Source organism: Nostoc sp., from assembly GCF_036916655.1.
Classification (GTDB): Bacteria; Cyanobacteriota; Cyanobacteriia; order Cyanobacteriales; family Nostocaceae; genus Nostoc.
Window position 1 is genome coordinate 1 of record NZ_JBALFY010000117.1, and the last position, 13,348, is coordinate 13,348.

16 protein-coding genes are annotated in these 13,348 nt (G+C 40.6%); 12 read left to right on the forward strand and 4 right to left on the reverse strand.

Annotated features, from left to right (window positions below; all coding sequences use genetic code 11):
* Positions 1-96: 96 nt before the first annotated feature.
* Entirely contained in the window at positions 97-1,851 is a 1,755-nt protein-coding gene (locus V7L31_RS30425; protein WP_334699682.1) for a Mu transposase C-terminal domain-containing protein, read from the reverse strand.
* Positions 1,852-2,685: 834 nt separating this feature from the next.
* Between V7L31_RS30425 and V7L31_RS30430 the strand changes: the two genes are divergently transcribed.
* Complete coding sequence (locus V7L31_RS30430; protein ID WP_442944519.1) at positions 2,686-4,008, forward strand: hypothetical protein; 1,323 nt, start codon at positions 2,686-2,688, stop codon at positions 4,006-4,008.
* Positions 4,009-4,020: 12 nt separating this feature from the next.
* Here the strand turns inward: V7L31_RS30430 and V7L31_RS30435 are convergent, their stop codons facing one another.
* A complete protein-coding gene (locus tag V7L31_RS30435; protein ID WP_334699684.1) occupies positions 4,021-4,941 on the reverse strand; it encodes a lysylphosphatidylglycerol synthase domain-containing protein in 921 nt (306 codons plus the stop codon).
* A 337-nt stretch (positions 4,942-5,278) separates the two neighbouring features.
* On the opposite strand from V7L31_RS30435, the gene V7L31_RS30440 reads away from it, so the two are divergent.
* Entirely contained in the window at positions 5,279-5,878 is a 600-nt protein-coding gene (locus V7L31_RS30440) for a hypothetical protein (RefSeq protein ID WP_334699685.1), read from the forward strand.
* A 340-nt stretch (positions 5,879-6,218) separates the two neighbouring features.
* On the opposite strand, the gene V7L31_RS30445 is transcribed toward V7L31_RS30440, so the two are convergent.
* On the reverse strand, positions 6,219-7,091 hold the full coding sequence (locus V7L31_RS30445) for an S-methyl-5'-thioadenosine phosphorylase (RefSeq protein WP_334699686.1): 873 nt from the start codon (positions 7,089-7,091) through the stop codon (positions 6,219-6,221).
* Between the two features lie 98 nt (positions 7,092-7,189).
* Between V7L31_RS30445 and V7L31_RS30450 the strand changes: the two genes are divergently transcribed.
* The 3 genes from V7L31_RS30450 (at position 7,190) to V7L31_RS30460 (ending at position 9,093) form a co-directional block, all read left to right on the forward strand.
* Positions 7,190-7,312, forward strand: coding sequence for a hypothetical protein (locus tag V7L31_RS30450; RefSeq protein WP_334699687.1), 123 nt, complete (start codon positions 7,190-7,192; stop codon positions 7,310-7,312).
* 240 nt (positions 7,313-7,552) lie between these two features.
* Positions 7,553-7,690, forward strand: coding sequence for a hypothetical protein (locus tag V7L31_RS30455; RefSeq protein WP_334699688.1), 138 nt, complete (start codon positions 7,553-7,555; stop codon positions 7,688-7,690).
* A gap of 275 nt (positions 7,691-7,965) precedes the next feature.
* A complete protein-coding gene (locus V7L31_RS30460) occupies positions 7,966-9,093 on the forward strand; it encodes a metallophosphoesterase family protein (RefSeq protein ID WP_334699689.1) in 1,128 nt (375 codons plus the stop codon).
* 80 nt (positions 9,094-9,173) lie between these two features.
* Here V7L31_RS30460 and V7L31_RS30465 read toward each other — a convergent pair whose 3' ends face one another.
* The gene (locus V7L31_RS30465) at positions 9,174-10,406 is read right to left on the reverse strand and encodes an FIST signal transduction protein (RefSeq protein WP_334699690.1); all 1,233 of its coding nucleotides are present in this window, start codon (positions 10,404-10,406) and stop codon (positions 9,174-9,176) included.
* A gap of 373 nt (positions 10,407-10,779) precedes the next feature.
* On the opposite strand from V7L31_RS30465, the gene V7L31_RS30470 reads away from it, so the two are divergent.
* The 7 genes from V7L31_RS30470 to V7L31_RS30495 all read left to right on the forward strand — a co-directional run bounded on the left by V7L31_RS30470 (position 10,780) and on the right by V7L31_RS30495 (position 13,340).
* On the forward strand, positions 10,780-11,025 hold the full coding sequence (locus V7L31_RS30470) for a Calvin cycle protein CP12 (protein WP_334699691.1): 246 nt from the start codon (positions 10,780-10,782) through the stop codon (positions 11,023-11,025).
* Between the two features lie 480 nt (positions 11,026-11,505).
* On the forward strand, positions 11,506-12,102 hold the full coding sequence (locus V7L31_RS30475; protein ID WP_334699692.1) for a DUF3177 family protein: 597 nt from the start codon (positions 11,506-11,508) through the stop codon (positions 12,100-12,102).
* A 16-nt stretch (positions 12,103-12,118) separates the two neighbouring features.
* Entirely contained in the window at positions 12,119-12,415 is a 297-nt protein-coding gene (locus V7L31_RS30480) for a DUF7734 family protein (protein WP_322667827.1), read from the forward strand.
* A 108-nt stretch (positions 12,416-12,523) separates the two neighbouring features.
* On the forward strand, positions 12,524-12,652 hold the full coding sequence (locus tag V7L31_RS32755) for a DUF6888 family protein (RefSeq protein ID WP_442944520.1): 129 nt from the start codon (positions 12,524-12,526) through the stop codon (positions 12,650-12,652).
* The gene (locus tag V7L31_RS30485) at positions 12,639-12,860 is read left to right on the forward strand and encodes a DUF6887 family protein (RefSeq protein WP_334699693.1); all 222 of its coding nucleotides are present in this window, start codon (positions 12,639-12,641) and stop codon (positions 12,858-12,860) included. The genes V7L31_RS32755 and V7L31_RS30485 overlap by 14 nt, the downstream gene beginning before the upstream one ends.
* A gap of 109 nt (positions 12,861-12,969) precedes the next feature.
* The gene (locus V7L31_RS30490) at positions 12,970-13,161 is read left to right on the forward strand and encodes a hypothetical protein (protein ID WP_334699694.1); all 192 of its coding nucleotides are present in this window, start codon (positions 12,970-12,972) and stop codon (positions 13,159-13,161) included.
* Positions 13,158-13,340, forward strand: a complete 183-nt coding sequence (locus V7L31_RS30495; protein WP_334699695.1) for a type II toxin-antitoxin system HicA family toxin — start codon at positions 13,158-13,160, stop codon at positions 13,338-13,340. Before V7L31_RS30490 ends, V7L31_RS30495 begins: the two co-directional genes overlap by 4 nt.
* The last annotated feature ends 8 nt before the right edge of the window (positions 13,341-13,348 follow it).

Genomic DNA, 13,348 nt, shown 5'->3' on the forward strand with positions numbered 1-13,348 from the left:
TAAGCTTTTGCTTTGTTCGTATTGCATATTCTCTCAAAATAGGTACTGGCAAACCCTTAAACATACCATAAAATATTTCTGCAAGAGGTCTATTGTTTAAAACCCATATTCTTCACGAAGTTGTTCATAGTCCCACACCTCAATGTCTTCGTATTGAGAGTGAACCGTTTCTGTAGATTCCACTTCATCTGGTTTAATTATTTCGGAAGGCAAGGATTCTGTTTTACTTTCATCAACAGCAGCAGATCGCAAAACCGCCTGTTCCAATTTTTGACGCTCTTTACGACTTTTCTTGGTAGCTACAAGAGCATCGCGGTCAACGACTTCTTGCAATAATGATTGGTTACTAATAGTTTTCCCTGCGGTACGGAGTCTGCGACTTGCTGCCTCAGCCTCATTTAATGCCAGTTGCTCTGTCTCCAAACCTTGAGCGTGAGCGCGAGTCAGAAATACTTCCTGATTTTTCTCTTGGCGATAAACCAAAATTGTTGTAATGTCTCTGGGATCAAACCTTAAGTTGACAGTTTCTCCGGCATAACCTGCCAGATATTCTCCTCGATACATCAAGTTCTGGAACTGCAAGCAACCACCTCTTTGTACAGTGCGCCGTGATTGCTTCATTAAACAGATATCCAAATCTCGTTCTGGTATTGGTACTGGTACTGTAGGCAAACCTGCTTCCCAACGCTCAAAGCGAGTTTGGTCGCCCATCCGCGCATCAATACTTTGGTTGTAACGATCTACGATGTAACGTACAAGTAACTGTTCTAGTTCTCGTAAAGAAAGTCTTGCGTCTTTCTCCGCATCTTCTGGGCGTTCCTGTACATTAGATCCGGTGTACCCAGGAAGCGTGGAAAATAGTTGGTCATTTAATGTTTTGAAAGGACGTTCCACTACTCCACCTTCAGAAGGGCGATCGCGTAAATGACAGACAAACGCTAATTGCGCTCCAATCTGACTCAAGTGGTTAGAGCGAAAGTCTTTGCCACCATCTGTATAAAAGTGTTCTGGTTTCCCATAAGTTCCCCACTCACAATGCAGTTTATACTCTGAACCGTATCGCTTTGGCAAAATCGTATGACGTAATACTAAGGCTACTACCACCGAACTAGGGGCATCAAAACCCAAATTGATACCCATGATGCAACGAGAGTAGGTGTCAATTACTGTTGTTAGCCAAGGACGACTTAGAATTTCACCATGTTGATCTACCAGCAACACATCCACGCGGGTATGGCCACATTGCCAAACATGGTTACTGTAATCAACCGATAAATCTTTTCCTTCACGAGTTTTAACCGAAAGCGTAGTTCCTCTCCAACCTGGGCTACGGATACTCTTGGCTTTTTCTTGCTTTTCCAGTAAAGGCGCTAATACCCGTAACACGGTTCTGTAATTGGGTGGCTTTGAATCCTCCAACTCACGGGCTTTAGCCTGGATTCTAAGGGCAACTTGTTTAGGGGTCATGCGTTTACTACCCTTGTTACCCTCCCGGTAGGTTTTGAGAATAAAGTTTTCCCAGAACTCACCAATTCGATGCTTTCCTTTATCACCCCTGCCAGTTTGAGTGAGTCCGACTATGCCATTTTGCTCCCACTTTCTGACTAATCGCTGCACCGTTCGCACCGATACACCTAGTTTTTCAGCAGCTTCTTTCAACTTCTGCCCATAAGTAGTGCGATCGCAGGGTTCCAGTAAACTTTGGATTACCTCTAGCTTTAGTTGGGCTTCCTCTGATAGTTGTGTGGCAATTACATTCTTCTCAAGAGTTGTAGCACTTTCTCCTAGTAAGTCTTCCATAGGAATTGCCGAGGGATGAACAGCTAAATCAGGATTTTGCTGACTGTTCATAATATAAAACTTTTTTATAAAAACATATTGTTATTCTATCTCTACGCAAAGCGACAGTCAATTTGTCATTATGAAAATACACAAAAGCTTTTTTACTCTAATGAAGCGACAGCTAATTTGTCACTATTACATAAAATGACAGCTAATTTGCCACTATTAATGATGTTATTTTAGTACTGCTAAACCGCTATAACCTGTACTGGGTAAGGATTTAATGAATGACATTAATTTGTCACGGCGACATTTAATTAGTCACTGTACATATGGGCGGGTTGTATCTAATCATAGATCAGTCCGCCCATATAGTTATGTATGTATAATCTTAGATTGTTAGCAAGATAGTTAAGTAAGCAAAAAGAGCAAGGATTTTAGCCCAAAACACTTGTAGAGACGGCGATTTATCGCGTCTTGAAAACCCAAAATTGTTGCCAGTAGCCCTTAATCCAAGCGTATTGGGTTTTAGCCAGCCACCAAATCTCTGATTTGGTGTAGTGTACAACTGTTCGTGCAGCACCTCCAAGAGTTATCTACACTGCAATACGCTTGGGGTTATTAGTGTAGATAATTGGTCTATTGAAGACGCGATAAATCGCGTCTCTACATGAGGGTTTTGGGTGCATTACAACCTCCTACCTCCTTCACAAGTAAGTAATCTCACTGAACTATTTGATAAAGGATTAAACAATTTGTCTTTAATACTTTATTTATGGTCTTATTTAATCAAATTTATGTAAAAAAATTACCGAATCACTGAAGAATAGATTGATGCTACTGTTCAGCAAGGTTAAGCTGGTAATAATATGAACAGGAAGTATTTTTGTCCTGATAACTGAAATGACCGCTCATCGTTTATCAATTAGTCAGGAAGATTCCCATTGTGTTACGTCTAACTCTCAACAGGTAAATGTGCAAATTGCACAAGATGAGGTTTATAGCTTCTTCGTGGAAATTGTCAAAAAGTTGCCACCAGAGGATATTTTACGCGAATTCAAAGGTTTATTTATAGATGGTCTTGATTCAGAAGATTCCGATTATATACCTGGAATATACAGCATTTTTTTAGATGATAACGAACAGGAATTACGTAATACACTTAAGCGGTGTTGCTACATCATCGTTAATAATTGGAAAACTAACCGAAAAGACAAATATATCCAAGAATTAGTTAATTTATTTGTTAATGAAAATCTCAAGATAAAAGACAATAATCCTCCAGTAGTCAAGATTTGTAAAAGCTGGCTAGAGAATTTTGTTAACAGCAAAGATTACAAGGATTTGAAATTATTTGCTACGAAATATGAGGAATCATCTAAAGGTCATTGGGCTAATCGCTACACTTCCTATTTATTAATCGATCAATCTGTTAATGAGAAGAATCCTATAGAGCAACAAGAGGCTGCTAGAAAGCTTTCTAAACAGATGAAAGACAAATTTAAGTTTGAACTTGCAATGTATATTGCTCGTTCTCAATCTGCTGTCTCAAGCACAGCACGCTATACAAATCCCAGCATTTTGGGAGACCAAGCTCTGCGTTTAATCAAAGCAATTGTCTTAAAAAGAGGTGTGTTTAGTCATGAAAATATTGCCCATATATTTATCAAACAAACTCAAAATCAAACTCTAGAGGAATTTAAAATAAACCTGGAGAAATATCTATTTCTTTCTGTAGAAAATAAAGAATCGGGAGAAAATTGGCGGCAGCAGTTTGTAATTAGTTTATCCTTATGGAAGACGGATTATAATCAAGAAAATATCACTAAAGAATTATTTTTGAGAACTTGTAATCGAGTGATTGATTGCTTGACAACAGAAAATGGCAAAGAGCCTTCATCATTATTTGTCTTATTGCTGAACCAAGGCAATGCTCTGACATTAGTAATTATACTGTTAAAGATTATTTTGATTTCTAGAAATTCTCGCAGACATTTAGAAACTCGGATTGCTAATCTGATTCGTTTTTACGAAAAATATTCAGAAGAGGAATGCAAGGGAGTAATAAATTTTATCGAGATTTTTAATATCACCTTTGCAATTTATGCAGAAAACGTAGAATATAACCTGATTAAGATGGAAGAAGAAGAACAAAGCAGTAATCAGCAGTTAAATCTCGATGGTTATCGTGTGTTTTCACAGATGAAGGTAGATAGAAAAAAATAAGTTTTACCTGATTTATGATTTAGCAAGGCGTTCGTCTAGCCAAGCGAGGATAGCACCCGCAGTTTCAGCTAGAATACTAATGAGACGATATAGAGCGATCGCACTAAATACTAAAGCTGCTGGAAAGTGGTGTCGTAAAAGTTCATAGGCAGTCGCTTCAAACACACCTAACCCACCAGGCGCACCCGGTACGACAAACCCCAATAACCAAGCGCAACTAAAAGCCCCTAACAACAAAGGAATTTGATTCGCATTCAAGGAACCCAGGGCAGATACAGTTAATATAAACCCAGTGGCGCGTAATCCCATAAAGCCCAATTCTCCTAACAAAGGGCGTAGAGGATAGCTTTTAAGACTGAAGGGAACGGTTGGTTGAGTAGTAGTAGCAGATTTTTTTGCTTTCAATCTGTATAAAAAGCGAATAACTGGGTTTAAAAACCAGGGATGAATCGCACAAAGGACTACAGCTAAACTCAGCAATTGTAGTATTCGTATAACAAGGGTAGTATTAGCTGGTGCAAATTGGCTACTGCATAAGACAATGATGATTAAAGCAGCCGCTAGCATGAGTAGGGGTTCGAGCAAAACGCTTAGGGTGGCTGCACCAGTAGGAATATTGGCATTTTTGGCGGCGACAATTCGTCCGTAGTGATGCCAGATATTACCTGGTAAATACTTAGCTATGTTCGTTTTTAGGTAAACTTGGATAAACTGGGGAGATGATAAAGGTTGATTTAACTCTTGGAGAATCCAAGTCCAGATCCAGCCTGCCCAAGTATGAGCTAGTAAAGTTATCCCGGTAGCGATCGCCATAATTGCCCATCCTACATCATCAATGCGGATAGCAGTAACCTCGCTCCAATTATCCTTCAAAGCTTTCCCTAAAAAAAACAGCGTTCCCCCCAAAATTATCCAGCGGAAAAATTTCTTCATGGATTTAGTAATTTAACGGTGAGAGCTACAAAGGCTAAATAGCTCAAATCCTATAGTATATCAGCTATATATCCAAAGCTTTTCAGGTATCAAACAAGTTGATATAACTCTTTTTACAAAAACTGTATTATCTTAGTTTGTCTCTCCCTAAAGTTAGATAAAATTATTCTTTTTGTAATAAATAAAATGTGACTTGCGCTAGAGGCAAAACTTATTTTACTATTAATATGATTAATGAAAGTTATTATTTTCATTAATGCTTGGGATACAAAAATAATTCCAAGTGTTATCTTGGTTAAAGTTTAGCTTAGTCACAAAAATGCAAGGAGTGAGAACTATGAAAAAAACAATGAATTGGCTAAAAAACATTCGTCCTCTGAAAGTTTTAACTGTTTTTTTGGCAGGAATGTTTTTATTTATGACACAGGCTTGTGGCGCTCCAGGAGTAGCAGCACAGCCACCACAGCCCGGTTCGCAAGCACCTAACGTCCAGCGATATGATCCTACAAAAAATAATCCTCTCTCTTCTCCTGCTGGCGGGATAAATAACTTTAGTGATGTAGATCCGAGAGCGATAGATGAAAAAGCAGCTAATGATAGAGCTGAGGCGCTAGTAAAAAATGCTCAAAAAAATATTGAGCAGAAGGGAATTGACAGTCGAGAGCAATATATTCGGAACTTCCAAGAAGGTACACCCCTTGGCGAAAGAGTGAAGAATCTGGGTGAAGATGTTGGTAGTTCCGCCGAAGAATTGCGGGAAGGTCTTGTTGAGGGTACTCAGCGTGGATTTGAAAATCTCAAGGAAAATACCCAAAATGCAGCCAAAGACTTGACGAAAAATATTCAACGTGGGGCTGATGATGCTGGTAAAAATGTTCAGCGCACAGCAGAGGATGCAGCCGACGCAGTGAAGGGTGCAGCCAGAAAGGTTGATTGAAATTAGTTATCGAAACAGAATTCAGAAGTCAGAATTCTGAATTCTGAATGGGCTACACTAACAGAATTCGGCATGAATTCTATACAAGTGGCTGATGAATAGATTTGTTTAATACCTCCACCAAATCTTATGATTTGGTGGTTTTTAATCAGTAGCACTATAGCTTTCTTCCCACATGGGATCTATGTCCCAATACGCTTGGGTTTTCAAGACGCGATAAATCGCCGTCTCTACAAGTCTTTTGTTGCTCATTCTGAACTGTATTGATCTATGCCCCACTTATAGCGTTAGCGCGTCTGTTCCTAGAGAAGTGTCTTGATTCTGACTCCTGAATTCTTCACTACAAATACTTCTGCAACAATAACCCTAATTTTTCCTTTGTTGCCGCTGGTGCTTTATCCAACTGAGTCAAAATTGCATACTGCAACGCCGAATGCGCCTCACTGGTTGGCGGATTTTCACTCAAGCGGCGCACAGTTTCTTGAATCACCTTTTGAGCATTTACAGCATTCCGCAGCAAATTGCCAATCACTAATTCTACCGTCACACTGTCATGGTCTGGATGCCAACAATCATAATCTGTCACCAGTGCTAAGGTTGCATAAGCTATTTCTGCTTCCCTTGCCAACTTCGCCTCTGGTAAATTTGTCATACCAATAATTGTTGCATCCCAACTGCGATAAAGATTCGATTCTGCTTTAGTAGAAAAAGCTGGGCCTTCCATGCAGACATAAGTACCGCTGCGATGGAGAGTAACTTCTGGTAAATTGAGAGATGCGATCGCATCTGCCAACACAGTAGCCAAATTCTTACAAATCGGGTCGCCAAAGGCAATGTGAGCCACAATTCCCTCACCGAAAAACGTTGAAATCCGATTTTTCGTCCTGTCAATAAACTGATCTGGCACCACCATATCCAGTGGTTTCGCCTCTGCTTTCAAGGAACCGACAGCACTAGCTGAGATTAAATACTTCACACCCAATTGCTTCATCGCATAGATATTCGCGCGAAACGGTAACTCAGAAGGTAAAAGCGTGTGATTGCGGCCATGACGCGCCAAAAAAGCTACCCGTGTCCCATCCAAAGTCCCCAGAATCAAAGCATCAGATGGTGAACCAAAAGGAGTTTGGACTTGCACTTCTTCAACATCTTTGAGCGCATCCATTTTATACAGACCGCTACCACCAATAATTCCAATACTAGCTTGAGCCATGACTCTGAACCTGTTACTTGCTGATCTGCTAAGTTATTTTATCGTGGATGTCTTGCCAAACTATTCTTTACTCAACGCTTAGAAGTGAGGAAAACACATTGATTCTGTTAATTCGCGCTCGCGCTACTCCTGAACAAATAGAGCAGATGCTCCAAGAACACAAGTTCTACATCAAACTTGCAGTTGATATCGAGCGTCAGGTAATAGTTGTTTTTTGGTAACTTATGACAGACTTTACCTTGAAGCAACAAAGCTTTGTGCAGAATGATATCCCCACTCGTTTGGGTCACTTAGCAGCAAATTTATCTCAAATAAAAACCTTGTGGCTTGAAGGGTCGCATCAGGACTCGATTATACACCTTGTAAAAGAGAGTAGGTATTTTATTGAGTGGATTGTCCCAGATATGGTATAGGCAGACGATATTGATCGGGCAGCAGAGTTAGTTGACTTAGTTCGAGTTTTGACGCGCTGGCTGTTTAAGTGGGATACAATCTGGTCGGATGCTACAGAAAAGCTATCTGCTGCTCAACAAACAGAAAATTGGTTGAAGCGCGTTGTAGAAATATCGGGTAGAGAACCTGAATCACTGAGTGCTTGACTTCCAGGTTTTAGTTCTAGGAAAACTCTCGAATCTCTGAACCGACCACAACTTTTCTATATCTTTAGCCGATATCCATTTGGATAAAATTTTTAAATCTTTTAGCAAAGCATCAATAATTTCATGCCAAATCTCTTTTGTATATGGGGTGCGATCGCTGTTTCATGTATACAAATGTTAAGTAGATGCACTCCTACGCAGGGAAACAAAGCAAGCGTTATACTTTTGGAAAAAGACTTGTTTTTAACCCCTGCTTTTAACATTTTCATAAATCAATGACTCTCAATTTTCGCTTTGCGGTAGTCAGCGACTTACACCTGGCACTTCCCCATACAATCTGGGATCATCCCAGCCGCTTTCATCTAGTGGAAGTAAGTGTCTCAGCGTTTAAAAGCGTACTGGAACATTTAATACAACTTGATTTAGATTTCCTGTTGTTACCAGGAGATTTAACCCAACACGGCGAACCAGAAAATCACGCTTGGTTGCAACAATGTTTAGCCGAACTTCCTTTTCCCGTCTATGTTGTTCCTGGGAATCATGACGTTCCTGTGATGTTGGCCGATCGACAATCAATTGCTTTTGCGGATTTTCCTTACTATTACACGAAGTTTGGCTATGACGATCCCCAGCAAATGTACTACATTCGTCAATTGCTGCCTGGAGTTAAGCTAATTGGACTAAATTCTAACTCCTTTAATGATCAGGGGGAGCAGATAGGGTCTTTAGATGCCAAACAGCTACGGTGGTTAGAAGAGGTGCTGGCGGCCTCTGGTGATGACTTAGTTTTGGTAATGGTACATCATAATGTGGTGGAGCATTTGCCCAATCAGTCGAGTCATCCACTAGCAAATCGCTATATGTTATCTAATTCCGCAGAACTGTTGCAATTGCTGAGGCGCTATGGAGTCAAGCTAGTGTTTACGGGGCATTTGCACGTTCAGGATATTGCTTACTCAGATGGAGTTTATGATATTACCACTGGCTCTTTAGTGAGCTACCCTCACCCTTATCGGGTGCTAGAGTTTCATCGAGATAACCAAGGTAAAGAATGGTTGCAAATTTTATCCCATCGCGTTGAATCTGTGCCGGAGTTCCCCGACTTGCAACAGTCATCAAGGCAATGGATGGGCGATCGCTCTTTCCCCTTCCTAATTAAGCTATTAACTCACTCTCCATTAAACTTACCATTATCACAGGCAAAAGAATTAGCTCCTGGTTTGCGTGACTTCTGGGCAACTATTGCCGATGGTGATGCAGTCTTAGATTATCCTCATTTTCCCCCAGAAGTGCGGCGCTATATTCAGACATATAGTGCATCACAGCCCAATCCAAGCATCGCCACTGCTGGAAATTTGACGATGATTGATAATAACACCACACTTTTGCTGAATAAGAGTTAGGAGTCATTCAATTTTGGATTTTAGATTTTAGATTTTTCCTTCAATCCAAAATTCAAAATCGAAAATTGCCTCAGCACTCATTACTTATTTTGACGACAAATTCCAAATGCTGAAGTGTAGGCGTGTAAGAAGGTTCTACCACCAACAGGGCCGATTTCACCGCCACAGAAAAAGCCACCTACAGGAATATCGTTAAGGTAGCGCTGAAATAGTTCCGAATCAAAGTTGGGTTTTCCATAGAGTCCTTCACCTCGTCCCAGACAGGAAAACATCAAAGCAGCTACAGCAGAGGGTTCAGATTCTCGCTGGTGTTGATAACTTTGCAGGAGTAATTCGAGGTCTTCAGCAGAGGCTTGGGCATCGCGGAGGTGGAATTGCAGCCTTTGACCAGGACGGACGCGATCGCCAATTGCGATCGCCCCAGCATTTGGATCGACCCCAAGAATACCACGAATTAAAAAGTCTCCTTGCTGCAAAGCCAACTTAAATTCATCCATTGCCACACCCACAAACAGAGAATGCTGGGCTAAACTCCGTTCTTGTTCGCTGAGACTGGCAATCAAATCTCGCAACACCACTAAAGGTACTTTTTCGTCTAACTCCAGAATAATATTGCGATCGGCTTTTGTGACTTGCAATGGCTCGCCAATCGGTCGGCATCCTTGGGCTACAATCGTTTCTAAAACAATATTGCCAGTCAAAGCTATACCAACAGTACCCTCTCTGTACAGATTTTGGTGTTCCTCACTACTAGCATCGTTACAAAATAAGGCAACACGACCACCCATACCTCCACCACTAGCCTGTCCCCCCACTATCACCGATCCTGGATAAGCAAAATCCAGCCCTTGTAACAAATTGTTGATTCCAGAGGCGAAAGAACTAGAAAGTAAGATGAACTGGGGCGTGGGGGAGGGTGGTACACCAATCAAATCAAGCCAAGCATCTGGTGAACTGTCTAAGTCAGGTAAATCTTCAGCAATAACATGAAAAACTTGAATCTTCACTCCTGGAAGATGTGCCAAAGTCAAGCTAATAGCTGGTTCAGCTTCTAGTTCTTGGGTATCTCCGCTAACTGTCGTCCCAATCACACCTCCACCACTACAGCCGATTAACACTGGCACAGAAAGTTTCTCAGCTAACAAAGGTAACAGTCGGGAATACTCACTCGCAAAAGCAGACGAAATGAATACCAGTCCTAGATCCGCAGGTGCCGTTAACGATGAGACAGCACGTTCCACCACATCTGTAACAGCGGCTTCCAAAGAATGACGGGTTGATAGGGCATTTGCCCACTGCATTTGGTCTGCCATGAGTTTTGAGCTTCTTTCTCTTTTTGGGCTAGTAGGTTTTGACTTTTGATTTTAGGAAGAATTGCATTTTATAAGAATTGACACCAGCTCTTTGTCTCCACCATCCCAAGAAGCTGGGGTTGTCATTCCCTATATAGGCATCTAAATATATTGTATGATTATTTATCTATGCTACTGATTCCACAAAATCTTAAAAAATAAAGGTAAATGCCTTATAGATACGCTAACTTGCTGTATTGGTTATAAATCAATAGTCTAAAGCACTAACTTATGATCGGCTAAATGGTTAGAATGGTTATTAATCAAGCGAAAAATTGCCATTTCTGAACATTTTCTATACTAGTATTAACAACACACAACGAGACTAAAGCTAATGACCAACATCCAAGAGACAACAAAAGGCGACATTCAAGAGAAAATCCAAGAAGAAGTAGAACAAGCGCGTACTGTTTGCGATATCAACGGTAGCAACTCTCCAGAGTGCGCTGCTGCTTGGGATGCAGTAGAAGAATTGCAAGCCGAAGCTTCCCACAAGCGCCAAAGCAAGCCAAAAAACTCTCTAGAACAGTATTGTGATGACAACCCAGATGCAATTGAATGCCGGGTTTACGACGACTAGAAATTGAGGCAAGCGGATTTTCTGTAGTTTGAGTCAGCAAATAACCACCATCGACTAAAGAAGACGCCTAGAGTGGGGGATGCGGAGACTTCCCAATATCCTCCACTTGCAAGCGTTTTACTTAAATCCCCGATTTTAGTCGTGGAAACAAAAAATAATTCCTTATTTTAATCAAGATGCTTCTCCCAACGAGATAAGCTGCTATTTTCATAAATTAAACAACAAATATAATTGGCAGTAGGGGCGTACATCTGTACGCCCCTATAAATTTGTTTGTAATACTCATGACTTCTAGTCATCCGAGGTTCAATAAACTATTATCAAGAAGAATTCAGGATGAATTGGAGTCCGACTCACTCCTGAATAAAAGAGTTTAATACCCCTGCCTTATTTAGCAGTCTACAATCAGGTAGTGGTATAAAACCCCACTTAATTATTCGGACTCCTGACATCTTTTTTATCTATTGTTTGAGAAAAACTATGGACTATAATATTTGGTTTCGCCCTTTTGTCTGGATTGATTACCGACTATCAGTATTATTCTTGGTAATTATTCCGCTAATTCTTCTGATTTGGGCATTTGTGCAAAAAACGGAAGCCATACAACGCTTATTGATCATATACTGGCGAGTAGCAAGCCTAGTGGCAATCACGATTTACTTAATGATTGCCCAGTATCCAGTTAGCTTTATCTCTGGGTTAATGGCTCGGATTTTGATCCCGATTTCGCTATGGTTCTGGGTGGATATCAACGATGAAATTGAGTATCAAACCAGTGGTTCTTTAAAATTTATTTTTACTTCTTGGCGCTGGGCGACAACTGTTTATTGTTTTTTGGGCACACTTGCCTTTATCCCTTTTTTGGGTTGTGCTTTTTCTGGCAATGTGCTGAAGACTTCCTATTGTCAGGTTTGGTTCGAGGCTCCGTTGCTATTCAAAGAATATTTTCATGCTAACAGTAAGGCTGAGTTTTTAGGTTTTCTTGGCATAACTAGTTTAGTAATTTATGTACTTTACTTAAGCTATTTTGTTCTAATTAAGCTGGGCAAACAGGGACGTTCAGCCACACCACAGTAACCCTAATCTTAAAAAAATGAATTCCATTGGCAAGCGACTGGAACAATACACTGCTAAACGCACCAAAGAAGTCCTAATTGTAACGGTGGAAATTGCTGACGAGCAAGATACAATTGCTATTTTCAAAGGCTTTTCCAGTTCTTTGATGCGTCCAACGGCATTTGATGCAGATGTACCAGTTCTACCAGATGGGGCAAACATCCTCAACATTGACCGAGTAGCCAGTCCTTACAATCCTGAAGCACCCCGTTATATTCAACAAGGAATTTCTTGGGAAGCTATGGAAGCTCTATTATTAGAAGTAGGTGTTTGACTAATTACTAATTCGTAATTCGTTCGTAATTTTGGTGTAGTTAAGTAAAATGCCTACTGCTGCTAAGTAGCAAGTTTGTATCGTATTAGCTATCAACTGACGTATATCATGCTTCAACCCATATACCTCATTTGTGTTGATAATCGGACTCCTAATATATACATTCTTGTTGGGTATGACGAAGAGATTGAATTCCAAATTTTACCCAACGGAGAGTTGTCTGATGAGCCGAATTAATTACGATTCAATGTCTGATGTTGAATTGAAACAGTATTTTCTCAAACATCGGGGGGATCAAGCTGCTTTTCAAGCATACTTGGATAGGATTAATCAGCGTCCGAGGAGGATTGTTGCAAGCCCCAACGATCCCGATTTTGATGAGAAGGTTCAAGCAGCGATTCGCCAAAAGCTAGAAGCAGCAAGAAGTAGTAGTCAGCTTTTATGAATAGTTATGCGGAAAATTTCAAAGTTTCAAAGTTTCTGTAGAATCAATAATCAGCCCGGTTTGATAAGATGGTTGGCATAGTTGGAGAAGTTCATAAGTCTTTCACCCTATGACAACCAAGAAATATGTTTACTGGCAAGATGAGGAGATGTGGCTTGGCTATCTCCAGGAGTATCCAGACTACTGGACTCAGGCAGAAACCGAAAACGAATTGAAGGAGAACTTAACTGATATTTACAAAGAATTAACGAATGGGACAATTCCCAATGTCCGAAGAGTGGCTGAACTTGAGGTATCGTGAAACGACGGGACTTGATCAAACACCTGGAAGAAATGGGTTGTGTCTTTATTCGTCATGGTGGTAAACATGACTGGTATCAGAACCCCATAACAAAGGTATCTCAACCTGTTCCAAGGCATCGAGAAATTAAGGAACAGCTTGCCAAACACATCATTAAAATGCTTGGTGACGTGGGTTAATATGGCGT